Below are 23,071 nucleotides of genomic sequence, written 5' to 3' on the forward strand. Positions count from 1 at the left end.
GGGCTGTATCAGTAATCGTCGCCGCGTTCGGTGATGTCCTTCTCCAGTTCCGCCCGTTGCGGATCATGCCCCGCCGGGAACTTGCCCTTGAGGTTCCAGGCGAAGGCGATGATCTCGGCGATGGTCCGGTACAGCTCCGGCGGAATGCTCTCGCCCAGTTCCAGTCGCGCCAGCAGCTTCACCAGCTCGGGGTTCTCGTAGATCGGGACTTCATAGTCTCGGGCAATCTTCAGGATGGCTTCGGCCAGTTCGTCATCGCCCTTGGCGGTGAGGGTCGGAGCTTGCTGGCCATCGTATTTGAGGGCGATGGCCTGGCGTGGTGGCGGAGAGTGCTTCATGCGGTTTCGTCCACCCAGCGTTGTTCCAATCGGGTTTGCGGGCCCTGGGGCGGAGTGCCGAGGTGGCAATCCAGGTCGCCGACATTCAGTCCCGAGGCCAGCAGGCGTTCGCGCAGGTTGCCCAGGTGGCTTTCAATCAGGCTCGCCGTATAGGGGCGCTCGGCCCAGAGCTGGCTGGACAGCCGGCCCTGGATCAGCTGTGCCTGGACTTGCAGCGGGCCCAGAGGCTCCAGGTCGAAGGCCAGGTCGACCCGCCACAGGGCCTGCTTGGGCTCACGTTCCTCGCGTTTGTGTTCCGGCTCCGGTTCCGGCGCCTCTTCGCGCTGCAGCTTGACCTGCAAGGGCACGATGTCCTGCAGGTTGCGCATGGGGATTTCCAACTGCCAGGTACTCAACAGCCTGCCATCGTCGGTCAGGCCGCTTTGCTCCAGGCTCGACAGTTGATGGCTCTGCAAACGCGATACGGCCGCGGCGGCCAGGCGCAGCAGTTGTTCCAGGTCACCTTCGCCTTCCAGGCTCTGCAGCAACCGTTCCGGCAATGGAAAGCCGGTGGGCGAAGCCTTGGCGCTGACCTGGCCGAGGGTACCCAGGGCGCTGCGCACGAAGCTGGGCAGCGACTGGGCCAGGGTGTTGGCGGCCAGGATGGCGTTGAAGCTGGTGGAGGAGGGCAGGCCCGGGGTCAGCTGGGCGATCAGGCGCAACAGGTCGGCCTTCATGTCCGGCACCTGCCCCGGGTTGGCCCCGGCCAGCAGCCGGGCTTCCAGGAACAGGCCGCTGCCCAGCAAGGCCTGGGCCACGCCGCGCGGGTTGCTCAGTTGCTGCACGTCGGGCAGGCCGGCCAGCAGACGCTCGACGGCGGCGCGCAGGTCAGTGGAGGTGGTCGAGGGGTCACTGTCGGCGGGCAGGTTCTGCAGGGCGTTGATCAAGCTACTGAGGGAACCCTGGCGGCTTTGCTGGCTGGCCAGTTGGGCGGCGATGGCCAATTGCTCCTGACGGCTGCTCAGGGGGACGAAATTCAGGGTCTGGGCATCCGAGACCAGGGCGCTGAGCAGGCTGCCGATGCGCAGCGGCTGCGGGCTTTCGATGCTCAGGGTGGCGCCGCTCTGTGCGGTGTTGAGCAGGCTCACCAGGGAGCGATAGATCGCCGGCTGGCTGGTGCCCTGGGGCAGCATCTGGGTGGTCAGCACCTTGGCCTGGATCAGGGTGCCGGGAGGCAGTTGGCTGGTGTCCAGGCGGGTCAGGGCGGCGACACTGGAGGCGATGGCCTGTTGCACGGTGATCGCCAGGTTGCCCGCCGAGGGTTGGGTGACCGCCAGGCTGGTGCCCTGGGGCAGGGGTTGATTGCTGGTGGCCTGCAAAGTGGTTTGCCGGCCGTTGTCCAGGGTCACTTTGAGCAGCAACTGGAACGTCTGGTCGGTCTGCTTGAGCGACAGCACTTCGGCCTTGGCGCTCTGGCCGGCGGCAATCAGGCCTTCCAGGGGCGGCACCAGCTTCAGCAGTTCCCCGCTGATCGCCTGGGGGCGCGAGGCGCCGGGCGCGGGCACCTGGGGCGCAGGCAGGATGTTCATTTCGCCTGTCATTCGGACACAACCTGTGGAAATTAGCCCTCATAAGCGTAGGGCTTCGCATGTATAATGCCGCCCGTCTTTGGGGGAGTGGTGAAAACATTGCAATTGTTTGACGCAGCTCTCTAGAACAGGCCGCCAATGCATTTATCCTGCATCTCTTTAACGGCCGCTCCGTTGCCGACTTGAACCTGTAAAGGCCCGCTATCCCTTGACCAGCCCTCTTCTCGAAGCCGTAGCACTCGCCTGTGAGCGCGATTGGCGGATGCTATTTGAACACCTCGAGTTGCGTCTGACGGGCGGCGACATGGTGCAGATCAGCGGCCCCAACGGCAGCGGCAAGACCAGCCTGCTGCGCCTGCTGGCCGGGTTGATGCAGCCCACCAGCGGCCAGGTGCTGCTCAATGGCCAGCCATTGCACGCCCAGCGCGCGGAACTGGCCCGCAACCTGTTGTGGATCGGCCATGCCGCCGGCATCAAGGAGCTGTTGAGCCCCGAGGAGAACCTCAGCTGGCTCTGTGCCCTGCACCAGCCTGCCCGGCGCGAGGCGATCTGGCAGGCCCTGGCGGCGGTCGGCCTGCGCGGTTTCGAGGATGTGCCGTGCCATACCCTTTCCGCCGGCCAGCAGCGCCGCGTGGCCTTGGCGCGCCTGTACCTGGACAGCCCGCCGTTGTGGATACTCGACGAACCCTTCACCGCCCTCGACAAGCAAGGCGTGGCCCAGCTCGAAGAACACCTGGCGGGCCATTGCGAGCGCGGCGGCATGGTGGTCCTGACCACCCACCACAGCCTGGCCCGCATGCCTTCCGGCTACCGTGACATTGACCTGGGACGGTGGGCCGCATGAGTGTGTTTGCCCTGTTGGTGGCCCGTGAAGCGCGCCTGTTGTGCCGGCGCCCGGCGGAACTGGCCAACCCCTTGGTATTTTTCGCAATCGTTGTCGCACTGTTCCCCCTGGCCGTGGGACCTGAGACACAATTGTTGCAAACCTTGTCTCCGGGGCTGGTCTGGGTAGCGGCCCTATTGTCCGTCCTGCTCTCGCTGGACGGGCTTTTTCGCAGTGATTTCGAGGATGGATCCCTGGAGCAGTGGGTCCTTTCGCCGCACCCCCTGGCTCTTCTGGTTCTGGCCAAGGTACTGGCACACTGGGTGTTTTCCGGGTTGGCACTGGTCTTGCTCGCGCCCTTGCTGGCGGTGATGCTGGGGCTGCCTGCCGCCTGTCTGCCGGTGCTGCTGATGTCCCTGCTGCTGGGGACCCCGGTGCTCAGCCTGCTGGGCGCAGTAGGCGCGGCATTGACGGTAGGGCTCAAGCGTGGCGGCCTGCTGCTGGCGCTGCTGATCCTGCCGTTGTACATCCCGGTACTGATTCTCGGCAGTGGCGCCCTGCAGGCGGCATTGCAGGGCATGCCGGCAACCGGTTACCTGCTCTGGCTTGGGAGCCTGACCGCCCTGGCAGTAACCTTGACACCCTTTGCAATAGCGGCTGGCCTGAAGATCAGCGTCGGCGAATAATAATGAGGTCTGATCATTTTTTGATCACTTCTTTCTGAGAAAAGACCCAGGCTTTTCGACCACGAAAAGCACCCGTGATGGAAATAGTGAATGAACTGGACTTGGTTTCATAAGCTCGGCTCGCCTAAATGGTTTTACGGCATCAGTGGCAAGCTGCTGCCCTGGCTGAGTGTTGCCGCCGTGTTGCTGATCGGCATCGGCGTGGTCTGGGGCCTGGCCTTTGCGCCACCGGATTACCAGCAAGGCAACAGTTTCCGCATCATCTACATCCATGTGCCGATGGCGATGCTGGCCCAGTCCTGCTACGTCATGCTGGCCGTGTGCGGTGTGGTCGGGCTGGTGTGGAAAATGAAACTGGCCGATGTCGCCCTGCAATGCGCGGCGCCCATCGGGCACTCGATCACTTTCCTGGCCCTGGTGACCGGGGCTATCTGGGGCAAGCCGACCTGGGGTTCCTGGTGGGTCTGGGATGCCCGACTAACGTCGATGCTGATCCTGCTGTTTCTGTACGCAGGTCTGATTGCGCTCAATGCCGCCATCAGCAATCGTGACAGCGCCGCCAAGGCCTGTGCGGTGCTGGCGATTGTCGGGGTGGTGAATATCCCGATCATCAAATACTCGGTGGAATGGTGGAACACCCTCCACCAGGGCGCGACCTTCACCCTGACCGAAAAGCCTGCCATGCCGGTGGAAATGTGGCTGCCGCTGCTGCTGACCTCGTTGGGTTTCTACTGTTTCTTTGGTGTGCTGCTGTTGCTGCGCATGCGCCTTGAGGTGCTCAAGCGTGAAGCCCGGACCAGCTGGGTCAAGGCCGAAGTCCAACGCAGCCTGGAGGCCGCCCGATGAGCTTTGCATCCTTCAGCGATTTTCTCGCCATGGGCCATCACGGCCTCTACGTCTGGTCGGCCTATGGCATTTGCCTGGTGGTCCTGGCTCGTGAGCTGGTGGCGCCGATCCTGGCGCGCAAGCGCTATCTGCAACAAGAGGCGCGTCGTCTGCGCCGGGAGAACGGTAAGTGAATCCGCTGCGTAAAAAGCGTCTTTTGATCATCCTGGCGATTCTGGTCGGTGTCGGCATTGCCGTTGGCCTGGCCCTCAGCGCGCTGAAGGAAAACATCAACCTGTTCTACACCCCGACCCAGATCGCCAATGGCGAAGCCCCGCTGGACACGCGGATCCGCGCCGGCGGCATGGTCCAGGCCGGTTCCCTGCAGCGTTCCGCCGACTCCCTGGACGTGAAATTCGTGGTCACCGACTTCAACAAGTCGGTGACCATCACCTACCGCGGCATCCTTCCGGACCTGTTCCGCGAAGGGCAGGGCATCGTTGCCCTGGGCAAGCTCAACGCCGATGGCGTGGTGGTGGCCGATGAAGTGCTGGCCAAGCACGACGAGAAGTACATGCCGCCGGAAGTCACCAAGGCCCTGAAAGACAGCGGCCAATCGGCACCGACACCAGCGAAAGAGGGTTAAGCCATGAGTTCCGCACTGTTCGTTCCCGAACTCGGTCACCTGGCGATGATCCTCGCCCTGTGCTTCGCCCTGGTCCAGGCCGTGGTGCCGCTGCTGGGGGCCTGGCGCGGTGATCGCCTGTGGATGAGCCTGGCCCAGCCGGCTGCCTGGGGCCAGTTCGCCTTCCTGGCGTTCGCCTTCGGCTGCCTGACCTACGCTTTCATGAGCGACGATTTCTCGGTGGCCTATGTCGCCAGCAACTCCAACAGCGCCTTGCCCTGGTACTACAAGTTCAGCGCCGTGTGGGGGGCTCACGAAGGCTCGCTGCTGCTCTGGGCACTGATCCTCGGTGGCTGGACCTTCGCCGTGTCGGTGTTCTCGCGCCAGTTGCCCCAGGTGATGCTGGCCCGGGTGCTGGCGGTGATGGGCATGATCAGCACCGGCTTCCTGCTGTTCCTGATCATGACCTCCAACCCGTTTTCGCGGATCCTGCCCCAGGTGCCGGCCGATGGTCGCGACCTCAACCCGCTGTTGCAGGACATTGGCCTGATCGTTCACCCGCCGATGCTCTATATGGGCTATGTGGGTTTTTCGGTGGCCTTCGCCTTCGCCATCGCCGCCTTGCTCGGCGGTCGCCTGGACGCCGCCTGGGCTCGCTGGTCGCGGCCCTGGACCATCGTGGCCTGGGCCTTCCTCGGCATCGGCATCACCCTGGGCTCCTGGTGGGCCTACTACGAACTGGGCTGGGGTGGCTGGTGGTTCTGGGACCCGGTGGAAAACGCCTCGTTCATGCCCTGGCTGGTGGGCACGGCGCTGATCCACTCCCTGGCGGTCACCGAAAAGCGCGGGGTGTTCAAGAGCTGGACCGTGCTGCTGGCGATTGCCGCCTTTTCCCTGAGCCTGCTGGGGACTTTCCTGGTGCGTTCCGGCGTCCTGACTTCGGTGCATGCCTTCGCCTCCGACCCTGAGCGCGGCGTGTTCATCCTGATTTTCCTGCTGTTCGTGGTGGGTGGTTCGCTGACCCTGTTCGCCCTGCGCGCGCCGGTGGTCAAGAGCCAGGTGGGCTTCAACCTCTGGTCGCGGGAAACCCTGCTGCTGGGCAACAACCTGGTGCTGGTGGTGGCGGCCTCGATGATTCTCCTCGGCACCCTGTACCCGCTGGTGCTGGACGCCCTGACCGGCGCCAAGCTGTCGGTGGGCCCGCCGTACTTCAACGCGCTGTTCATTCCGCTGATGGCCCTGCTGATGGTGGTGATGGCGGTGGGCGTGCTGGTGCGCTGGAAAGACACCCCGGTGAAATGGCTGGTGGGCATGCTCGGCCCGGTACTGCTGGGCAGCGTGGCCCTGGCCGTGGTTGCGGGCATCGCCTATGGCGACTTCAACTGGGCCGTGCTGGCGACCTTCCTGCTGGCGGCCTGGGTGCTGCTGGCCGGGGCTCGCGACATCGTCGACAAGACCCGGCACAAGGGCCTGATCAAGGGCCTGCCGAGCCTGACCCGCAGCTACTGGGGCATGCAGCTGGCGCACCTGGGCATCGCGGTCTGCGCCCTGGGCGTGGTGCTGTCGAGCCAGAACAGCGCCGAGCGCGATCTGCGCCTGGCGCCGGGCGAATCCATGGAACTGGCCGGCTATCACTTCATCTTCGAGGGCGCCAAGCACTTCGAAGGGCCGAACTTCACTTCCGACAAGGGCACCGTCCGCGTGGTGCGCAACGGCAAGGAAGTGGCGGTGCTGCATCCGGAGAAGCGCCTGTATACCGTGCAGAGTTCGATGATGACCGAGGCCGGGATCGATGCCGGCTTCACCCGCGACCTGTATGTGGCCCTTGGCGAGCCCCTGGGCGATGGCGCCTGGGCGGTGCGGGTACACGTCAAGCCGTTCGTGCGCTGGATCTGGTTCGGCGGCCTGCTCACCGGTTTCGGTGGCTTGCTGGCGGCCCTGGACCGGCGCTACCGGGTCAAGGTTAAAAGCCGCGTGCGCGAAGCGCTGGGCATGACAGGAGCTACGGCATGAGACGCTGGATGATGATGCTGCCCCTGGCGGTGTTCCTGGTGGTGGCGGTGTTCCTCTATCGCGGGTTGTACCTGGACCCGGCCGAACTGCCGTCGGCGATGATCGGCAAGCCGTTCCCGGAGTTCTCCCTGCCGTCGGTGCAGGGCGACAAGACCCTGACCCGCGCCGACCTGCTGGGCAAGCCGGCGCTGGTCAACGTCTGGGGCACCTGGTGCATTTCCTGCCGGGTCGAGCACCCGGTACTGAACAAGCTGGCCGAGAAGGGCGTGGTGATCTACGGCATCAACTACAAGGACGTCAACGCCGATGCCCTGAAGTGGCTGGCCGAATTCCACAATCCCTACCTGCTGGACGTGCGTGACGAGGAGGGCTCCCTGGGCCTGAACCTGGGCGTCTACGGCGCTCCGGAAACCTTTTTCATCGACGCCAAGGGCATCATCCGCGACAAGTACGTCGGGGTGATCGACGAAGTGGTGTGGCGCGAGCAACTGGCCGCCAAGTACCAGGCCCTGGTCGACGAGGCCAAGCCATGAAGCGCTGGTTAGCCGCCGCCATCCTGGGCCTGGGCATCGCCGGCATGGCCCATGCCGCCATCGACACCTACCAGTTCGCCAACGACACCGATCGCGAACGGTTCCACGAGCTGACCAAGGAACTGCGCTGCCCCAAGTGCCAGAACCAGGACATCGCCGATTCCAACGCGCCGATTGCTGCCGACCTGCGCAAAGAGATTTTCCGCATGCTCGGCGAGGGCAAGGACAACCAGCAGATCATCGACTTCATGGTCGATCGCTACGGTGACTTCGTGCGCTACCGGCCGGCCCTGACCGGCAAGACTGCCTTGCTCTGGTTCGGCCCCGCCGGGTTGCTGCTGGGCGGGCTGGTGATCATTGTCGTGATTGTCCGGCGTCGGCGCGTGCAGCGCAGCGACAGCCCGAACACGCTTTCCGTCGAAGAGCGTCAGCGCCTCGACCAACTGCTGGATAAAAACCACCCATGATTGATTTCTGGCTTGCGGCAGGCCTGCTGCTCCTGATTGCCCTGAGTTTCCTGTTGATCCCGGTATTGCGTGAGCGTCGCGCTCAGCGTGAAGAGGATCGTACCGCGCTGAACGTGGCGCTTTATGAAGAGCGCGTGGCCGAACTGCACAGCCAGCAGCAGGAAGGCGTGCTCAGTGCCGAACAGATGGACAGTGGCCGTGCCGAAGCCGCGCGCGAACTGCTGGCCGATACCGAAGGCAGCGCTAACGTGCGCACTTCGCGCCTGGGCAAGCCGCTGCCGTTGCTGGCCGCGCTGCTGGTGCCGGTACTGGGCCTGGGCCTGTACCTGCATTTTGGTGCCAGCGACAAGGTCGAGCTGACCCGGGAGTTCGCCCAGGCGCCACAGTCCATGGAGGAAATGACCCGGCGCCTGGAGCGTGCGGTAGCGGCCCAGCCGGATTCCGCCGAAGGCCTGTACTTCCTCGGCCGAACCTACATGGCCCAGGACCGGCCGGCGGACGCGGCGAAGATCTTCGAACGCACCGTGGCCCTGGCCGGGCGTCAGCCCGAGCTGCTGGGGCAATGGGCCCAGGCGCAGTACTTTGCCGACAACAAGCAATGGTCGGACAAGGTCCAGGGCCTGACCGACGAAGCCCTGAAAGCCGACCCCAATGAAGTCACCAGCCTCGGGCTGCTGGGGATCGCCGCCTTCGAAGGCGGGCGTTTCCAGGAAGCCATCGACTACTGGAAGCGCCTGCAGGCGCAACTGCCGCCGGACGACAACTCCCGCGCCGCGTTGCAGGGCGGTATCGACCGCGCCAGCGAGAAGCTGGTGGCCAGTGGCGGCAAGGTTGCCAGCGAACCTGCGGCCAAGGCTCAGGCCAAGGGCGCGGTGCTCAAGGTCAGGGTCGACCTGGCGGCCGAGCTCAAGGCCAAGGTCCAGCCGGGCGACAGCGTGTTCATCTTTGCTCGCGCCACCCAGGGGCCACCCGCGCCGCTGGCGGCCAAGCGCCTGACCGTGGCCGACTTGCCGGCCACCGTCGAGCTGGCGGATGCCGACGCGATGATGCCGCAGTTGAAACTGTCGAACTTCCCTGAAGTCCAACTGGTTGCGCGCGTGTCCCGCGCCGGCCAGCCGACGGCCGGCGAGTGGGTCGGGCGCAGCCAGCCTCTGGCCAGCAGCACCACCGCTGCCCAGCAGCTGACCATCGACAGTCCGGATCAATAATCAGAGAAGCCGCCATGACCGCCATCGCTCGTATCACCCTGTTATCACTGGTCCTGGGGTTGAGCGCATGTACGGTCCATCGGCCGGTGCCCACCAGCTCCGAGCCGATCCCGCCGGCTGGGCCGAGCACACGCCCGGCCCCGTCCACGGCGCCGGGTACGCCCAGCGCGCCGATCCCCGCCGCCAAGCCCCTGCCACGCACCTCCGCCAGCTTCGCGCCGCCACCGGGCGGGCACAGCCATTGGGATGCGCGGTTGGGGGTCTATGTGCTGGATGACCAGAGCAACACCTTCTACCGCCAGCGCACCTACTACCGCTGGAACAATGGCTGGAGCCGCTCCATCAGCCCTGACGGGCCCTGGGAAGACACCGATATCCATGGTGTGCCCGCCGGGCTTGGTCGCCAGTTCCAGTAACCCTGTCCGATAAGCGCAGAGGCGCAGGCCAGAGCCTGCGCCCGGGCTGGATTATTTAAGCCTCGGGATGCCTGGCCGATACAGCGGGGTGTTCCCGAGTATCAGCCGTTGAGCGCCCGATGAAGAATGACCTGAACAAACCCTATTTCACGCCGATGGTGTTCTGGCTTGCGCTGATCTGTGTGCTGTTGCTGGTGTATGGCTTTGGCCCGGCCGAGGTGCCGGAGCTGATCTACCTGTCGCTGGAGCCGGTGTGCCTGCTGCTGGCATTCGTCTTCATGTACTACTTCTTCTGCTGGAGCCTGATCTCGGTCTTTCGTTTGGGCGAGATCGGCTGGAAGCGCGTGGACTACGCCTGGCTGCTGCTGGCGTCCCTGGCCCTGATCAGCGCCACCCAGGCGGTGCGCGTGGACTGGTTCCAGACCGACTACCAATTGGCGCAGCAGGCCCAGGCCGGGCTGCAGCGGCGCGTGGCCACGGAGATCGAGGACATGCTGGGCGTGGAGCACTGCAAGGCGGCCATCGCTCGCTACGAGCCCCAGGATGCGGCCCAGGTCAGCAGCCTGTGCGAGCGTTTTGCAGCGCTGGAGCGCACCGCGGACGGGCGCCTTTCGGTCTTGGCAGAGGTCAAGGTACAGCAGGCGCTGGAGGATATCCGCGGCGAATACACGGCGGCTCCCATCCGCCAATGGCTGCAGGGCTTGAGTGAAAGCCTCAAGGAACTGGAGCAGCAGCGGGCCGAGGTGCGGCGCCTGTACGGGTTGGTAACGGTCAGCGCTACCGAGAGGCTCTACAGCTACTTCGTGCCCTTGCTGCTGGTGATCGCCCTGGCATTGCGCGCCTCCAAGGTCACCGGCGAAGTGCTGCTCAAGGCACCACGGCGGCGCAAGCTGTGGCTGATCATCAACCGCCGCGTGGTCATCGATGGCCTGGGTTTTGCCCGTGGCGCCCGGGCTCGGCTGGATGAAGCCCTGGGCAATTGGCGGGTAGCCCGTTGGGGTGTGGTGCACCTGGGCTGCGACTTCATCGGCGCGCCCGGCCCCCAGGACACCCCGGTCCCGGTCACCCCGGGCTTCTATGAAAGTGAATTCCAGCTGGCCAGCCTGGCCGACTTCGACAGCAGCGAGTTCGTCGAATGGGCCGCGACCCAGACCATCGACACTCTGTACCTGGTGGGGGAAACCGATGCCGGCCTGATCGGGCGCCTGCGGCTCTGGGGGGCGGCGGCCAATATCGAAGTCCTGGTGCGCGAACGCATCTGAGGCCCCGCCCCGGTGCAGCTTGCCTGCCCGGGCAACTCCGGGCAGGGGCAAGGGCGCCGCGCCTTTTCCTCAGGCCCGGGCCGGGCGGCGGTTGTCCCGCACCAGCAGGAAACGCATCAAGGCCAGCAGCGGGAAGGCGCTGCCCACCAGCACGATGCCCAGCCAGCCGCCATGCTCGTACACCGCACTGGCAATCGAGGAGCCAAAGGCCCCGCCGATGAAGATGCTGGTCATGTACAGCGCATTCAGGCGGCTGCGGCTGTGGGCGTCGAGGGCGTACACGGCGCGCTGGCCGAGCACCATGTTCATCTGCACGCAGAAATCCAGGACCACCCCGGTCACGGCCATGCCGATCACGCTGTAGGCCGGATGCACCAGGCTGGGGATGAAGCTCAGGGCCGCCAGCAGCATGGCCAGCAGTGAGGCGATGCGGGTATGGCCGGCATCTGCCAGGCGCCCGCTGATGGGCGCGGCGATGGCGCCGATGGCGCCCACCAGGGCAAAGATCGCGATCTGGCTTTGGCTCAGGCCATGCTGGCGCGCCAGCTCCAGCGGTGCGGCGGTCCAGAACAGGCTGAAGGTGGCGAACAGGCAACCCTGGTAGAAGGCGCGCTGGCGCAGTACCGGTTGCTGGCGCAGCAAGTTGCCCAGGGAATGCAGCAGTTGGCCATAGGTGGCGCTGTGGGCCGGCTGGCGCTTGGGAATGGTGAGCATCAGCACCAGGCTGATGGCCGCCATCAGCAGCGCCGCGGCGATGAACATCGCCCGCCAGCCGAAGTGGTCGGCCACCACGCTGGACACCGGCCGGGCCAGGAGAATCCCCAGCAGCAGGCCGCCCATGATCCCACCCACCACCCGGCCCCGGGTTTCCTCGGGGGCCAGGTGCGCGGCCAGGGGAATCAGGATCTGCACCGACACCGAACTGAAGCCGATCAACAGCGACACCAGGAGAAAGGCATTGGGCTGCTGGATAAAGGCCGCGCCCAGCAGGCTGGCAATCGCCACCAGGGTGGTGCAGATCATCAGCCGGCGGTTTTCCAGCAAATCGCCCAGGGGCACCAGGAAGAACAGGCCCAGGGCGTAGCCGATCTGGGTCAGCGACACGATCAGGCTGGCCAGGGCGCTGGACAGGCCGAGATCCGGGGCAATCAGCTCGATGATCGGTTGTGCGTAGTAGATGTTGGCGACTATGGCCCCGCAGCAGAAGGCGAACAGCAGCACCATGCCTCGGGTCATTGTCGCGCTGGCGGTGGGCAGAGCCTGGGTCGTGGAATTCATTGGCGATCTCTGGGGCAAGCGCAAGGAGCGAGGTCGGCAAGACCCCGTGGCAAAGCGATGGAGCGGGCCGGGTGGCAAAGGTCAGCGATCGAATGATGAAGGCCCGTTGAGTACCGGGGCGTGTCGCTGTCGAGGGGCGATGATACATTTACTTACATCCTGTTCGATAGCATGCTCATGCTCCCCCGGGGCCTTGCAGTCGACTGACGGGCTCTGTGCACCCATTGCCTTGAGGAATCCGTTCCATGAATCGGTCTTTGCCTGGTTTGTTGTGCAACCTTCAATGCCTGGCCCTGGCGTTCCTGCTGGGCAGCACCACGGCCCTGGCCCAGGATGCGCCGGGCATGCGCATTGGCGTACGCGGGGAAATCACCGGGGTCGGCGGCGACGTGGTGCGGGTGCACGTCAACAGTGGGGAGAATGTCAGCGTCGAGCTGACGCCCCAGACCCAGGTGCGTGCCGTGACCCTGGCCAATATCGAGGACATCAAGCCCGGCAGCTATATCGGCTCGGCGGCCATGCCCATGGCCGACGGCACCCTCAAGGCGCTGGAAGTGCATGTGTTTCCACCGCAGTTGGCCGGTACGGGTGATGGCCACCGGCCTTTCGACCTGGCCAAGGGCAGCAGCATGACCAACGGCAGCGTCGGCGACCTGGTGGTGAGCAACGGCCGCACCCTGACCGTCAACTACAAGGGCGGCCAGCAGAAGATCCTGGTGCCGGACGATGTGCCCATCGTCAACCTGACTCCCGGCGACCGCAGCCTGCTCAAGGTCGGGGTCAAGGTGGTGATGTTCGTTACCCAGAGCGATGACGGCAAACTCACCGCGCAGTCGATCTCCGCCGGCAAGGATGGGGTCGCGCCGCCGATGTAGGCCGCTGCTGCACGGGTTTGCCACCAGGCGGGTGGGGGCTTGCATTGCCAAATGTTGCTGCGCGCGGGTTGCAGTGGAAGTCGGCAAAGGCTTGGTTTACGGTTTCCGGTCGTTCAATGCGCCGGGAGTGCCTTATGGAAAAGTCGACGTTCAACCCAGCCAGTGTGTTCAATTCCCTGCAATACGGTTTCAGCCAGGCGGTGGAGGTGCGCGGTGGGCGGCGCCTGCTGCTTTCCGGCCAGGTGGGTGTGGATGAGCAGGAGCGCACCGTGGGCCCGGGCCTGCGGGAGCAGACCGAGCAGGCCTTCGACAATATCGCCCGGGTCCTGGCCGAGGCGGGTGGCCGGCTGGCGGATGTGGTGATGCTGCGGATCTACATCGCCGAAGCGGCCCGCAACCAGCAGGAGCACATCAGCGCCGTCTTGCTCGAACGCTTTGCCAGCCAGCCGCCGGCGTCTTCGTGGATCATCGTCAGCGGGCTGTCGCTGCCAGAGTGGCTGATCGAAGTCGAGGCGGAGGCGGTGCTGGAGGAGCGCCATCAGGCCGCCGAAGCGGCGCTGTTCACTCCGGCGCGAGCCCTCTGAGCGCCATGCCTGGGGCATAAAAAAAGCGACCCCGGAGGTCGCTTTTTTCATTCACCCGTTAGGGGTCACTTGGCGTTGGTGTAGATCTGGTCGAAGATCCCGCCGTCGTTGAAGTGGGTCTTCTGCACGCTGCGCCAGTCGCCGAAGGTCTTCTCCACCGAGAGGAAGTCGACTTTCGGGAAGCGATCGGTGTACTTGGCCAGCACTTTCGGGTCCCGTGGGCGCAGGTAGTTGTTGGCGGCGATTTCCTGGCCTTCCGGCGACCACAGGTACTTGAGGTACTCCTCGGCGGCGGCGCGGGTACCTTTCTTCTCTACCACCTTGTCCACCACCGATACCGGCGGCTCGGCTTCGGCGGACACGCTCGGGTAGATCACCTCGAACTGGTCGCGACCGAATTCGCGGGCGATCATCTCCGCCTCGTTCTCGAAGGTCACCAGCACGTCGCCGATCTGGTTGGTCATGAAGGTGGTGGTGGCGGCGCGGCCACCGGTGTCGAGCACCGGCGCCTGCTTGAACAGCTTGCCGACGAAGTCCTTGGCCTTGTTCTCATCGCCGCCGTTCTTGAGCACATAGCCCCAGGCCGAGAGGTAGGTGTAGCGGCCGTTACCCGAGGTCTTGGGGTTGGGCACTATCACCTGCACACCGTCCTTGAGCAGGTCCGGCCAGTCCTTCAGGGCCTTGGGGTTGCCCTTGCGGACGATGAACACGGTGGCCGAGGTGAACGGCGCGCTGTTGTTCGGCAGGCGGGTCACCCAGTTGTCCGGCACCAGCTTGCCGTTGTCCGCCAGGGCGTTGATGTCGGTGGCCATGTTCATGGTGATGACATCCGCCGGCAGGCCGTCGATGACCGAGCGCGCCTGTTTGCTGGAGCCGCCGAAGGACATCTGCAGGGTGATGTTCTCGTTGTGCTCGGCTTTCCAGTGTTTCTGGAAGGCGGCGTTGTAGTCCTTGTAGAAGTCGCGCATCACGTCGTAGGAAACGTTGAGCAGGGTCGGTGCGGCCTGGGCGACGCTGCCCAGGGCCAGGCCGGCGGCCAGTAGCGAGGCGCTGAAGAGTTTTTTCACTGCACATTCCTTTTGTTCGAGAGTGAAGGCAATTTGCCGCCGACTATAGCCGGGGCGCTATATCTCTTTAAAGATTAAAAAGTACTTTGCTTATTCCAGTTTCCTGAATAGCGCATTGCCGCAGCGGGAACAGAAGGCCGCGGCGGGTTCGTGGGTATTCTTGCGGCACACCGGGCAGTCGTGCTTGAGCTGCTCGCCGCGCATGGCGCTGGCCAGTTCCGCGGTGAAGATCCCGGTGGGCACGGCGATGATCGAGTAACCGGTGATCATCACCATGGACGAGATTACCTGGCCGATCACGGTCTTGGGCACGATGTCGCCGTAGCCCACCGTGGTCAGGGTGACGATGGCCCAGTAGATGCCCTTGGGAATGCTGGTGAAACCGTGCTCCGGGCCTTCGACCACGTACATCAGGGTGCCGAACACCGTGACCAGGGTGCAGACGCTGAGCAGGAACACCAGGATCTTCTGCTTGCTGCCGCGCAGGGCGTCCAGCAGGTAGTGGGCCTGCTTGAGGTAGGGCGCCAGCTTGAGCACGCGAAAGATCCGCAGCATGCGGATGATGCGGATGATCAGCAGGTATTGGGCGTCGCTGTAATACAGGGCGAGGATCCCCGGAACGATCGCCAGCAGGTCCACCAGGCCATAGAAGCTGAACGCATAGCGCAGCGGCCGGGGAGAGCAGTACAGGCGCAGCCCGTACTCGAAGGCGAAGATCAGGGTAAAACCCCATTCGATGTAGGCCAGGACGTTGGCGTAGTTGCGATGCACCTCGTCGATGCTGTCGAGGATCACGATCACCAGGCTGGCGAGGATGATCAGCAGCAGGGTGCTGTCAAAGCGCCTCCCCGCCACCGTATCGGTCTGGAAGATCATTACGTAGAGGCGCTGCCGCCAGTTGTCGCTGTTGCCCATGGAAATCGCCTGAATCGAAAGTCAGCGAAGCCTAGGGGGATTTGCCGGGGGAGCGCAAGGCGCGTCGCCCCGCACGTTGCGGCCCAGCACCCGGTCGACGGTGTGCACCAGCCAGCAGGCCAGGACAAAGGGTGCGGTCAGGGGCGCAAGACCCAGGGCGACCAGCCCCGGGCTGATCAGCAGTGCCAGCAGCATCCCCAGCAGCGGCCGCCAGGGGTGCCGGGCCTGCTGGCCCAGGGCCAGGGCGACCAGGGCGCAGTTGTAGCCGCCCAGGCCCTGCAGGGCCTGGGCATGCTCTTGCTGCAGCAGGGCAAAGAGCAGGCCGCAGGCGGAGCCGAACAGGGCCCAGGCTGCCGCGCGGCGGCTGGCCAGCAGCAGGCCGAGCAGAATCAGCAGGCCGGCCAGGGGCTGGCCGAGGAACATGATCTGTCCCAGGCCCTGGAACAGCCCACCCAGCAGGTTCGCCAGGGACAGCCCGGGCACGCCCTGGGTGGCCGCGGGCAGCGGCTCGATCAGGCTCAGCAGCAGCCAGCCGAGGCCGACGAAGGGCGCGGTGTAGGCCGGCAGGCTGGCGGGGTTGCGGGCACGTTTGAGCCATTGCTGGGTAATGATCGCGCTGAGGCCGCCGGCGGCGATGATCAGCGGCGGCAGCAATACCGACCAGGGCAGGTACAGGCCCAGCAGCAGGCCCAGCAATACGCCGTTGTAGCTGAACAGCCCGGCCTGGCGGTCGGCCTTGGCGTACCCCCGGCGTTGCGCGGTCAGCAGCCCGGCCAGGGCACCCAGCAGGGCAGCGCCGAGCAGTGCCGGGGCACTGACCAGGATCGCCAGCAGGCACAGCAGGCCGCACAGCGGATGGCGCTGGAGAAAGATCTGACTGAAGCCGTTAAGCAGGGCAGTGGCCCAGTCGGGGCAGAAGGCATTGAAAGACTGTGAAGGCATGATGCAAATCAGTGGGGCGGCCCCTGGGCGAGGGTTGCGCCGACCGCCCAGGCCTCCTCTGCGGGAGGCTCTGGCCGGTCAGCGGCGCCATGGGCTGCGGGTCAGAGAAGGGTTTCGACGCGCAACGAATTGGTGGTGCCCGGCTGGCCGAACGGCACACCGGTGGTGATCACCACGGTGTCGCCGCGCTTGGCCAGGCCCTGGGCCTGGGCGATTTCCAGGGCCGTGGCACACACCTCGTCGACCTGGCGCAGCCGGTCGTTGACCACCGAATGCACGCCCCAGGCCACTGTCAGGCGGCGAGCAGTGGCAAGGTTCGGCGTCAGGTTGAGGATCGGCACCGAAGGCCGCTCGCGGGCGGCGCGCAGGGTCGAACTGCCGGATTCGCTGTAGTTCACCAGCACTGCCACCGGCAGGATGCTGCACACCCGGCGGATCGCACAGCTGATGGCGTCCGAGACCGTGGCCTCGGCCTGGGGCCGGCTGACGTCCAGCTGGGCCTGGTAGTCCGGGCCGGTTTCCACCTGGCGGATGATCTTGCTCATCATCTGCACGGCCTCCAGAGGGTATTCGCCGGAAGCGGTTTCCGCCGACAGCATCACGGCGTCCGCACCCTCGGCCACTGCGTTGGCGACGTCGGTGACCTCGGCCCGGGTCGGCGCAGGGGAGAAACGCATGGATTCGAGCATTTGGGTGGCCACCACCACCGGCTTGCCCAGCTGGCGGCAGGTGCTGATGATGTTTTTCTGGATCTGCGGCACGCTTTCTGCGGGCACTTCCACCCCCAGGTCGCCCCTGGCCACCATGATCGCGTCGCTCAGCTCGGCGATTTCCCGCAGTTGGGTGACGGCCGAAGGCTTCTCGATCTTGGCCATCAGGTAGGCCTTGTCGCCGATCAGCGCACGGGCTTCACGGATGTCTTCCGGGCGCTGCACGAAGGACAGGGCCACCCAGTCCACCCCCAGTTCCAGGCCGAAGCTCAGGTCGCGACGGTCCTTGGCCGTCAGCGGGCTGAGGTCGAGCACCGCCTGGGGCACGTTGACGCCCTTGCGGTCCGACAGCTCACCGCCATTGAGCACGGTGGTCTCGATGGCGTCGGCGTGCTTGGCGATCACCCGCAGGCGCAGCTTGCCGTCGTCCAGCAGCAGGTCCATGCCCGGCTCCAGGGCGGCGATGATCTCCGGGTGCGGCAGGCTGACCCGCTGGGCGTTGCCCGGGGTCGCGTCGAGGTCCAGGCGCAGGGCCTGGCCGCGCACCAGTTGCACCTTGCCCTCGGCGAAGGTGCCGACCCGCAGCTTCGGCCCTTGCAGGTCCATGAGGATGCCCAGGGGGTAGTTCAGTTCGCGCTCTACCTGGCGGATCCACTCGTAGCGCTGGGCGTGGTCGGCATGGGCGCCGTGGCTGAAGTTGAGCCGGAAGATGTTCACCCCGGCTTGCACCAGCTCACGGATGTCCTTGATGCCGTCGATGGCCGGGCCCAGGGTGGCGAGGATTTTGACCTTCTTGTCAGGCGTCATGTTTGGGGTTCTCGAGAATCAGGATGGCGCGGAAGTCGTTGACGTTGGTGCGGGTCGGCTCGGTGACGATCAGGTCCCCCAGCGCCGCGAAGTAGCCATAGCCGTTGTTGTTGTCCAGCTCGTCGCTGGCGCTCAGGCCCAGGGCCGCGGCGCGGGCGTAGCTGTCCGGGGTCATGATGGCCCCGGCATTGTCCTCGGAACCGTCGATGCCGTCAGTGTCGCCGGCCAGGGCATAGATGCCCGGGTAGCCCTTGAGGCTGTCGGTGAGGCTCAGGAGGAACTCCGCGTTGCGCCCGCCACGGCCATTGCCGCGCACGGTGACCGTGGTTTCACCGCCGGAGAGGATCACGCAGGGCGCCGCCAGGGGCTGGCCGTGCAGGGCGACCTGGCGGGCGATGCCGGCGTGGACCTTGGCCACCTCCCGGGATTCGCCCTCCAGGTCGCCGAGGATCAGTGGGCTGAAGCCGGCCTGGCGAGCCTTCACGGCCGCCGCCTCAAGGGACTGCTGGGGCCGGGCGATCAGTTGGAAGTGGCTGCGCGCCAGGCACGGGTCACCGGGCTTGACGGTTTCCGACTCGGGGCTCTGCAGCCAACTGCGGACCGCGGCCGGTACGTCGATGCCATAGCGCTTGAGAATCGCCAGGGCCTCGGCCGAGGTGCTGGGGTCGGCCACGGTGGGGCCGGAGGCGATGACCGTGGCCAGGTCGCCGGGTACATCGGAAATCGCATAGGTGTAGACCGTGGCCGGCCAGCAGGCCTTGGCCAGGCGTCCACCCTTGATCGCCGAGAGGTGCTTGCGCACGCAGTTCATCTCGCCGATGGTGGCGCCGGATTTGAGCAGGGCCTTGTTGATGGCCTGCTTGTCCGCCAGGGTGATGCCGGCGGCTGGCAGGGCCAGCAGCGCCGAACCGCCACCGGACAGCAGAAAGATCACCCGATCCTGTTCCGACAGGTTGCTGACCAGTTCCAGCACGCGCTTGGCCACGGCCAGGCCGGCGGCGTCGGGCACCGGGTGGGCGGCTTCGACCACTTCGATCTTGGTGCAGGGGGCGCCGTGGCCGTAGCGGGTGACCACCAGCCCGGAGACTTCGCCCTGCCAGCTGCGCTCGACCACCTGGGCCATGGCCGCGGCGGCCTTGCCGGCGCCGATGACGATGACGCGGCCGCTGCGGTCGCTGGGGAGATGGGCTTGCAGAACCTGTTGCGGGTGGGCGGCGTCGATGGCTGTGGCGAACAGCTCACGGAGGAATTTTTGCGGATCGACCGACATGGCGGGCTCCCGGATTTCTTGTTATGGGGGGCTTGAAACGGGTGTAGCCGCCACCTCAGGCGGCGGCAAGGTCAGCAGGGCCTGTCCCTGGCCCGCCGTGAGGCGTTTCCTGCGAACCTTGGCGCAGCCTGCGGCAGCGGCTACGGATGCTGCTTATTTCTTCTCGCGGATCGAGAAGTTGGCCATGTGTTCCAGGCCCTTGATCAGGGCGGAGTGGTCCCAGTTGGCGCCACCGATGGCGGTGCAGGTGCTGAACACTTGCTGGGTGTTGGCGGTGTTGGGCAGGTTGATGCCCAGCTCGCGGGCACCGCTCAGGGCCAGGTTCAGGTCCTTCTGGTGCAGGTTGATGCGGAAGCCCGGGTCGAAGGTGCCCTTGATCATCCGCTCGCCGTGCACTTCGAGGATCTTCGAGGAAGCGAAGCCACCCATCAGTGCTTCACGCACCTTGGCCGGGTCGGCGCCGTTCTTCGAGGCGAACAGCAGGGCTTCGGCCACGGCCTGGATGTTCAGGGCGACGATGATCTGGTTGGCCACCTTGGCAGTCTGGCCGTCACCGTTGCCACCCACCAGGGTGATGTTCTTGCCCATGCTCTGGAACAGCGGCAGGGCACGTTCGAAGGCCTGGCTGTCGCCACCGACCATGATGCTCAGGGTGGCGGCCTTGGCCCCGACTTCACCGCCGGACACCGGGGCGTCCAGGTACTGGGCGCCGGTTTCGTTGATCTTGGCGGCGAAGGCCTTGGTAGCGGTGGGCGAGATCGAGCTCATGTCGATGACGATCTTGCCCTTGCCGATCCCGGCGGCCACGCCGTCGGCGCGCAGCAGCACGTCTTCGACCTGGGGAGTATCGGGGACCATGATGATGACGAACTCGGCTTCCTGGGCTACGTCCCGGGGCGAGGCCAGGGCGATGGCGCCGGCGGCGATCAGGTCGGCCGGAGCCTTGCCGTGGTGTTCCGAGAGCAGCAGGCTGTGACCGGCCTTCTGCAGGTTGGCGGCCATTGGGTGGCCCATGATGCCGGTGCCGATAAATCCGATTTTAGCCATGATAAAAATCCTCTATTCAACGGGACCTTGTGGGCGCTGGCTGGCCAGCGAAGGCGGTCTTGCGGGCCTCTTCGCCGGCAAGCCGGCTCCTACGCAGGTACAGGTTCAGATTGCGTTGTGGGTTTTCAGCCAGCCAAGGCCGGCTTCAGTGGTGGTCAGCGGCTTGTACTCGCAACCGACCCAGCCCTGGTAGCCGATGCGGTCCAGGTGCTCGAAGAGGAAGCGGTAGTTGATCTCGCCGGTGCCCGGCTCGTTGCGCCCGGGGTTGTCCGCCAGCTGGATGTGGTTGATCTGGCCCAGGTGGTTGGCCATGGTCCGCGCCAGGTCTCCCTCCATGATCTGCATGTGGTAGATGTCGTACTGCAGGTACAGGTTGTCGCTGCCCACCTGCTCGCGAATCGACAGTGCCTGGGCGGTATTGTTGAGGTAGAAGCCGGGAATGTCGCGGGTGTTGATGGCTTCCATCACCAGCTTGATGCCCACGGCCTGGAGCTTGTCGGCGGCGTACTTGAGGTTGGCGACCAAGGTCTTTTCCGCCAGGGCTTCATCGGCGCCCTGTGGGCGGATGCCTGCCAGGCAGTTGATCTGGGTATTGCCCAGGACCTGGGCGTAGGCAATGGCCAGGTCGACCCCGGCGCGGAACTCCTCGACCCGGTCGGGCAGGCAGGCGATACCGCGTTCACCCTTGGCCCAGTCGCCGGCCGGCAGGTTGAACAGCACCTGGCTCAGGCCGTGGGCGTCAAGTTGCGCCTTGATTTCGGCAGAGCTGAATTCGTAGGGGAACAGATATTCGACGCCGCTGAAGCCGGCATCGGCGGCCGCCTTGAAGCGGGCGAGGAAGTCCTGTTCGGTGAACAGCATGGACAGGTTGGCAGCAAATCGCGGCATGGTGGTCTCCTGTGGTTCGGTCAAGCCTGGGGCTGGCGCCAGGGGGCGGGCGGCCCGGGCGCCACCTCTGGCGGGAGGTGGCGCGCGGGGCCCGGCCGGTGCCAGCGGCCAGGGGTATCAGTCGAGCAGGGAAATCGCGGTAGGGGCGTCGTTGCCCACCAGCGCCAGGTCTTCGAACTCGTTGACCGCGTTGATTTCGGTGCCCATGGAAATGTTGGTCACGCGCTCCAGGATGATTTCCACCACCACCGGCACCTTGAAGGTCTGGAGCATTTCCTGGGCCTGGCGCAGGGCCGGCTGGATGTCCTTGGGTTCGAACACCCGCAGGGCCTTGCAACCCAGGCCTTCGGCAACGGCCACGTGGTCGACGCCATAGCCGTTGAGTTCCGGCGCGTTGAGGTTGTCGAAGGACAGCTGCACGCAGTAGTCCATGTCGAAACCGCGCTGGGCCTGGCGGATCAGCCCCAGGTAGGAGTTGTTCACCACCACGTGGATGTACGGCAGGTTGAACTGCGCGCCCACCGCCAGTTCTTCGATCATGAACTGGAAGTCGTAGTCGCCGGACAGCGCCACCACCTGGCGGTTCGGGTCGGCCTTGACCACGCCCAGGGCAGCGGGGATGGTCCAGCCCAGCGGGCCGGCCTGGCCGCAGTTGATCCAGTGGCGTGGCTTGTAGACGTGGAGGAACTGCGCGCCGGCAATCTGCGACAGGCCTATGGTGCTGACGTAGCAGGTGTCCTTGCCGAATACCTGGTTCATTTCTTCGTACACGCGCTGCGGCTTGACCGGCACGTTGTCGAAGTGGGTCTTGCGGTGCAGGCTGGCCTTGCGCTGCTGGCAATCATGCAGCCAGGCGCTGCGATCCTTGAGCTTGCCGGCGGTCTGCCATTCGCGGGCCACCTCCAGCAATACGGTCAGGGCGCTGCCGGCATCGGAAACGATGCCCAGGTCCGGGGTGAAGACACGGCCGATCTGGGTCGGTTCGATGTCCACGTGGATGAACTTGCGGCCTTCGGTGTAGACGTCCACCGAACCGGTGTGGCGGTTGGCCCAGCGGTTGCCGATGCCCAGCACGGTGTCGGACTTGAGCAGGGTGGCATTGCCGTAGCGATGGGAGGTCTGCAGGCCGACCATGCCCACCATCTGTGGGTGATCGTCAGGGATGGTGCCCCAGCCCATCAGGGTCGGGATCACCGGAATGCCGGTCAGTTCGGCGAACTCCACCAGCAACTCGCTGGCGTCGGCGTTGATCACGCCGCCACCGGCCACCAGCAATGGACGTTCGGCCTGGTCCAGCAGGGCCAGGACCTTCTCCGCCTGCAGGCGGGTCGCCGCCGGCTTGGCCAGGGGCAGGGGCTGGTAGGCGTCGATGTCGAATTCGATTTCCGCCATCTGCACGTCGAACGGCAGGTCGATCAGCACCGGGCCGGGACGGCCGGAGCGCATTTCATAAAAGGCTTTCTGGAAGGCGTAGGGCACCTGGCCCGGTTCCAGCACGGTGGTGGCCCATTTGGTCACCGGCTTGACGATGCTGGTGATGTCCACGGCCTGGAAGTCTTCCTTGTGCAGGCGGGCGCGGGGAGCCTGACCGGTGATGCAGAGGATCGGAATGGAGTCGGCCGAGGCGCTGTACAGGCCGGTGACCATGTCGGTGCCGGCGGGGCCCGAAGTACCGATGCACACGCCGATGTTTCCGGCCTTGGTGCGGGTGTAGCCCTCGGCCATGTGCGAGGCGCCTTCGACGTGGCGAGCGAGCACGTGATCGATGCCACCGACCTTCTGCAGCGCGGAATACAGCGGGTTGATGGCGGCACCCGGGATGCCAAAAGCGGTATCGACCCCTTCGCGGCGCATCACCAGAACGGCGGCTTCGATTGCTCTCATTTTGCTCATGGTTTTGTGCCTCTTGCGTTTTGTAATTGTA

At 65.3% G+C, this 23,071-nt stretch carries 24 protein-coding genes; 13 read left to right on the top strand and 11 right to left on the bottom strand.

All coding sequences use genetic code 11. The features are described 5' to 3' along the window. Positions 1-8: 8 nt before the first annotated feature. Entirely contained in the window at positions 9-338 is a 330-nt protein-coding gene (locus tag AC07R1_RS17795; RefSeq protein WP_495110792.1) for an EscU/YscU/HrcU family type III secretion system export apparatus switch protein, read from the bottom strand. Continuing rightward, entirely contained in the window at positions 335-1,918 is a 1,584-nt protein-coding gene (gene fliK, locus AC07R1_RS17800; protein ID WP_026020030.1) for a flagellar hook-length control protein FliK, read from the bottom strand. The genes AC07R1_RS17795 and fliK overlap by 4 nt, the downstream gene beginning before the upstream one ends. A 196-nt stretch (positions 1,919-2,114) precedes the next feature. Between fliK and ccmA the strand changes: the two genes are divergently transcribed. The 11 genes from ccmA (at position 2,115) to AC07R1_RS17855 (ending at position 10,764) form a co-directional block, all read left to right on the top strand. Next, positions 2,115-2,750, top strand: coding sequence for a cytochrome c biogenesis heme-transporting ATPase CcmA (ccmA, locus tag AC07R1_RS17805; RefSeq protein WP_011060015.1), 636 nt, complete (start codon positions 2,115-2,117; stop codon positions 2,748-2,750). Next, entirely contained in the window at positions 2,747-3,415 is a 669-nt protein-coding gene (gene ccmB, locus AC07R1_RS17810; protein ID WP_011060016.1) for a heme exporter protein CcmB, read from the top strand. Before ccmA ends, ccmB begins: the two co-directional genes overlap by 4 nt. Before the next feature lie 90 nt (positions 3,416-3,505). Beyond that, positions 3,506-4,261 carry a heme ABC transporter permease gene (locus tag AC07R1_RS17815; RefSeq protein ID WP_011060017.1) on the top strand — a complete coding sequence of 252 codons (756 nt, stop codon included), beginning with the start codon at positions 3,506-3,508 and terminating at the stop codon, positions 4,259-4,261. Next, on the top strand, positions 4,258-4,434 hold the full coding sequence (ccmD, locus tag AC07R1_RS17820; protein WP_011060018.1) for a heme exporter protein CcmD: 177 nt from the start codon (positions 4,258-4,260) through the stop codon (positions 4,432-4,434). Before AC07R1_RS17815 ends, ccmD begins: the two co-directional genes overlap by 4 nt. Continuing rightward, positions 4,431-4,886 carry a cytochrome c maturation protein CcmE gene (ccmE, locus tag AC07R1_RS17825; protein ID WP_011060019.1) on the top strand — a complete coding sequence of 152 codons (456 nt, stop codon included), beginning with the start codon at positions 4,431-4,433 and terminating at the stop codon, positions 4,884-4,886. The genes ccmD and ccmE overlap by 4 nt, the downstream gene beginning before the upstream one ends. Positions 4,887-4,889: 3 nt before the next feature. After that, on the top strand, positions 4,890-6,878 hold the full coding sequence (locus AC07R1_RS17830) for a heme lyase CcmF/NrfE family subunit (protein ID WP_011060020.1): 1,989 nt from the start codon (positions 4,890-4,892) through the stop codon (positions 6,876-6,878). After that, a complete protein-coding gene (locus AC07R1_RS17835) occupies positions 6,875-7,411 on the top strand; it encodes a DsbE family thiol:disulfide interchange protein (RefSeq protein WP_011060021.1) in 537 nt (178 codons plus the stop codon). The genes AC07R1_RS17830 and AC07R1_RS17835 overlap by 4 nt, the downstream gene beginning before the upstream one ends. Beyond that, on the top strand, positions 7,408-7,878 hold the full coding sequence (locus AC07R1_RS17840; RefSeq protein WP_011060022.1) for a cytochrome c-type biogenesis protein: 471 nt from the start codon (positions 7,408-7,410) through the stop codon (positions 7,876-7,878). The genes AC07R1_RS17835 and AC07R1_RS17840 overlap by 4 nt, the downstream gene beginning before the upstream one ends. Beyond that, positions 7,875-9,086 carry a c-type cytochrome biogenesis protein CcmI gene (ccmI, locus tag AC07R1_RS17845; protein ID WP_015634649.1) on the top strand — a complete coding sequence of 404 codons (1,212 nt, stop codon included), beginning with the start codon at positions 7,875-7,877 and terminating at the stop codon, positions 9,084-9,086. The genes AC07R1_RS17840 and ccmI overlap by 4 nt, the downstream gene beginning before the upstream one ends. 14 nt (positions 9,087-9,100) lie before the next feature. Next, on the top strand, positions 9,101-9,502 hold the full coding sequence (locus AC07R1_RS17850; protein ID WP_011060023.1) for a hypothetical protein: 402 nt from the start codon (positions 9,101-9,103) through the stop codon (positions 9,500-9,502). Positions 9,503-9,621: 119 nt separating this feature from the next. Continuing rightward, positions 9,622-10,764: a hypothetical protein gene (locus tag AC07R1_RS17855; RefSeq protein WP_015634650.1), complete on the top strand. Its 1,143-nt coding sequence runs from the start codon at positions 9,622-9,624 to the stop codon at positions 10,762-10,764. A 69-nt stretch (positions 10,765-10,833) separates the two neighbouring features. On the opposite strand, the gene AC07R1_RS17860 is transcribed toward AC07R1_RS17855, so the two are convergent. Continuing rightward, positions 10,834-12,042: an MFS transporter gene (locus tag AC07R1_RS17860; RefSeq protein ID WP_011060025.1), complete on the bottom strand. Its 1,209-nt coding sequence runs from the start codon at positions 12,040-12,042 to the stop codon at positions 10,834-10,836. Positions 12,043-12,287: 245 nt separating this feature from the next. Between AC07R1_RS17860 and AC07R1_RS17865 the strand changes: the two genes are divergently transcribed. Continuing rightward, positions 12,288-12,917, top strand: coding sequence for a hypothetical protein (locus AC07R1_RS17865; RefSeq protein WP_011060026.1), 630 nt, complete (start codon positions 12,288-12,290; stop codon positions 12,915-12,917). 134 nt (positions 12,918-13,051) lie between these two features. Then, complete coding sequence (locus AC07R1_RS17870) at positions 13,052-13,501, top strand: RidA family protein (RefSeq protein WP_015634653.1); 450 nt, start codon at positions 13,052-13,054, stop codon at positions 13,499-13,501. 65 nt (positions 13,502-13,566) lie between these two features. Here the strand turns inward: AC07R1_RS17870 and AC07R1_RS17875 are convergent, their stop codons facing one another. The 8 genes from AC07R1_RS17875 to gcl form a co-directional block, all read right to left on the bottom strand. Next, a complete protein-coding gene (locus AC07R1_RS17875; protein ID WP_011060028.1) occupies positions 13,567-14,568 on the bottom strand; it encodes a sulfate ABC transporter substrate-binding protein in 1,002 nt (333 codons plus the stop codon). Between the two features lie 90 nt (positions 14,569-14,658). Further along, positions 14,659-15,483 (bottom strand): ion transporter, encoded by an 825-nt coding sequence (locus tag AC07R1_RS17880; RefSeq protein ID WP_495110793.1) that lies wholly within the window; start codon positions 15,481-15,483, stop codon positions 14,659-14,661. A gap of 21 nt (positions 15,484-15,504) precedes the next feature. Further along, positions 15,505-16,425, bottom strand: coding sequence for an urea transporter (locus AC07R1_RS17885; protein ID WP_015634656.1), 921 nt, complete (start codon positions 16,423-16,425; stop codon positions 15,505-15,507). A 101-nt stretch (positions 16,426-16,526) separates the two neighbouring features. After that, positions 16,527-17,942, bottom strand: coding sequence for a pyruvate kinase (pyk, locus tag AC07R1_RS17890; RefSeq protein WP_346624509.1), 1,416 nt, complete (start codon positions 17,940-17,942; stop codon positions 16,527-16,529). Continuing rightward, entirely contained in the window at positions 17,932-19,212 is a 1,281-nt protein-coding gene (locus tag AC07R1_RS17895) for a glycerate kinase type-2 family protein (RefSeq protein ID WP_011060032.1), read from the bottom strand. Before AC07R1_RS17895 ends, pyk begins: the two co-directional genes overlap by 11 nt. A gap of 153 nt (positions 19,213-19,365) precedes the next feature. Further along, on the bottom strand, positions 19,366-20,259 hold the full coding sequence (locus tag AC07R1_RS17900; protein ID WP_011060033.1) for a 2-hydroxy-3-oxopropionate reductase: 894 nt from the start codon (positions 20,257-20,259) through the stop codon (positions 19,366-19,368). 105 nt (positions 20,260-20,364) lie between these two features. Then, positions 20,365-21,147, bottom strand: a complete 783-nt coding sequence (gene hyi, locus AC07R1_RS17905; RefSeq protein ID WP_346624507.1) for a hydroxypyruvate isomerase — start codon at positions 21,145-21,147, stop codon at positions 20,365-20,367. Positions 21,148-21,264: 117 nt separating this feature from the next. Beyond that, positions 21,265-23,040 carry a glyoxylate carboligase gene (gcl, locus tag AC07R1_RS17910; protein WP_015634658.1) on the bottom strand — a complete coding sequence of 592 codons (1,776 nt, stop codon included), beginning with the start codon at positions 23,038-23,040 and terminating at the stop codon, positions 21,265-21,267. Between the last annotated feature and the right edge of the window lie 31 nt (positions 23,041-23,071).

It is taken from the genome of Pseudomonas sp. GW821-FHT07F01 (assembly GCF_059418825.1).

What these genes read in the sequence shown, in the direction of transcription:
- AC07R1_RS17815 (WP_011060017.1), top strand. Translation starts at nt 3,506, where the DNA reads ATGAACTGGACTTGGTTTCATAAGCTCGGCTCGCCTAAATGGTTTTAC.
- ccmB (WP_011060016.1), top strand. Translation starts at nt 2,747, where the DNA reads ATGAGTGTGTTTGCCCTGTTGGTGGCCCGTGAAGCGCGCCTGTTGTGC.
- pyk (WP_346624509.1), bottom strand. Translation starts at nt 17,942, where the DNA reads ATGACGCCTGACAAGAAGGTCAAAATCCTCGCCACCCTGGGCCCGGCC.
- AC07R1_RS17885 (WP_015634656.1), bottom strand. Translation starts at nt 16,425, where the DNA reads ATGCCTTCACAGTCTTTCAATGCCTTCTGCCCCGACTGGGCCACTGCC.
- AC07R1_RS17835 (WP_011060021.1), top strand. Translation starts at nt 6,875, where the DNA reads ATGAGACGCTGGATGATGATGCTGCCCCTGGCGGTGTTCCTGGTGGTG.
- AC07R1_RS17850 (WP_011060023.1), top strand. Translation starts at nt 9,101, where the DNA reads ATGACCGCCATCGCTCGTATCACCCTGTTATCACTGGTCCTGGGGTTG.
- hyi (WP_346624507.1), bottom strand. Translation starts at nt 21,147, where the DNA reads ATGCCGCGATTTGCTGCCAACCTGTCCATGCTGTTCACCGAACAGGAC.
- AC07R1_RS17880 (WP_495110793.1), bottom strand. Translation starts at nt 15,483, where the DNA reads ATGGGCAACAGCGACAACTGGCGGCAGCGCCTCTACGTAATGATCTTC.
- ccmD (WP_011060018.1), top strand. Translation starts at nt 4,258, where the DNA reads ATGAGCTTTGCATCCTTCAGCGATTTTCTCGCCATGGGCCATCACGGC.
- AC07R1_RS17830 (WP_011060020.1), top strand. Translation starts at nt 4,890, where the DNA reads ATGAGTTCCGCACTGTTCGTTCCCGAACTCGGTCACCTGGCGATGATC.
- fliK (WP_026020030.1), bottom strand. Translation starts at nt 1,918, where the DNA reads ATGACAGGCGAAATGAACATCCTGCCTGCGCCCCAGGTGCCCGCGCCC.
- AC07R1_RS17870 (WP_015634653.1), top strand. Translation starts at nt 13,052, where the DNA reads ATGGAAAAGTCGACGTTCAACCCAGCCAGTGTGTTCAATTCCCTGCAA.
- AC07R1_RS17855 (WP_015634650.1), top strand. Translation starts at nt 9,622, where the DNA reads ATGAAGAATGACCTGAACAAACCCTATTTCACGCCGATGGTGTTCTGG.
- AC07R1_RS17795 (WP_495110792.1), bottom strand. Translation starts at nt 338, where the DNA reads ATGAAGCACTCTCCGCCACCACGCCAGGCCATCGCCCTCAAATACGAT.
- ccmI (WP_015634649.1), top strand. Translation starts at nt 7,875, where the DNA reads ATGATTGATTTCTGGCTTGCGGCAGGCCTGCTGCTCCTGATTGCCCTG.
- AC07R1_RS17900 (WP_011060033.1), bottom strand. Translation starts at nt 20,259, where the DNA reads ATGGCTAAAATCGGATTTATCGGCACCGGCATCATGGGCCACCCAATG.
- AC07R1_RS17860 (WP_011060025.1), bottom strand. Translation starts at nt 12,042, where the DNA reads ATGAATTCCACGACCCAGGCTCTGCCCACCGCCAGCGCGACAATGACC.
- AC07R1_RS17840 (WP_011060022.1), top strand. Translation starts at nt 7,408, where the DNA reads ATGAAGCGCTGGTTAGCCGCCGCCATCCTGGGCCTGGGCATCGCCGGC.
- gcl (WP_015634658.1), bottom strand. Translation starts at nt 23,040, where the DNA reads ATGAGCAAAATGAGAGCAATCGAAGCCGCCGTTCTGGTGATGCGCCGC.
- AC07R1_RS17895 (WP_011060032.1), bottom strand. Translation starts at nt 19,212, where the DNA reads ATGTCGGTCGATCCGCAAAAATTCCTCCGTGAGCTGTTCGCCACAGCC.
- AC07R1_RS17865 (WP_011060026.1), top strand. Translation starts at nt 12,288, where the DNA reads ATGAATCGGTCTTTGCCTGGTTTGTTGTGCAACCTTCAATGCCTGGCC.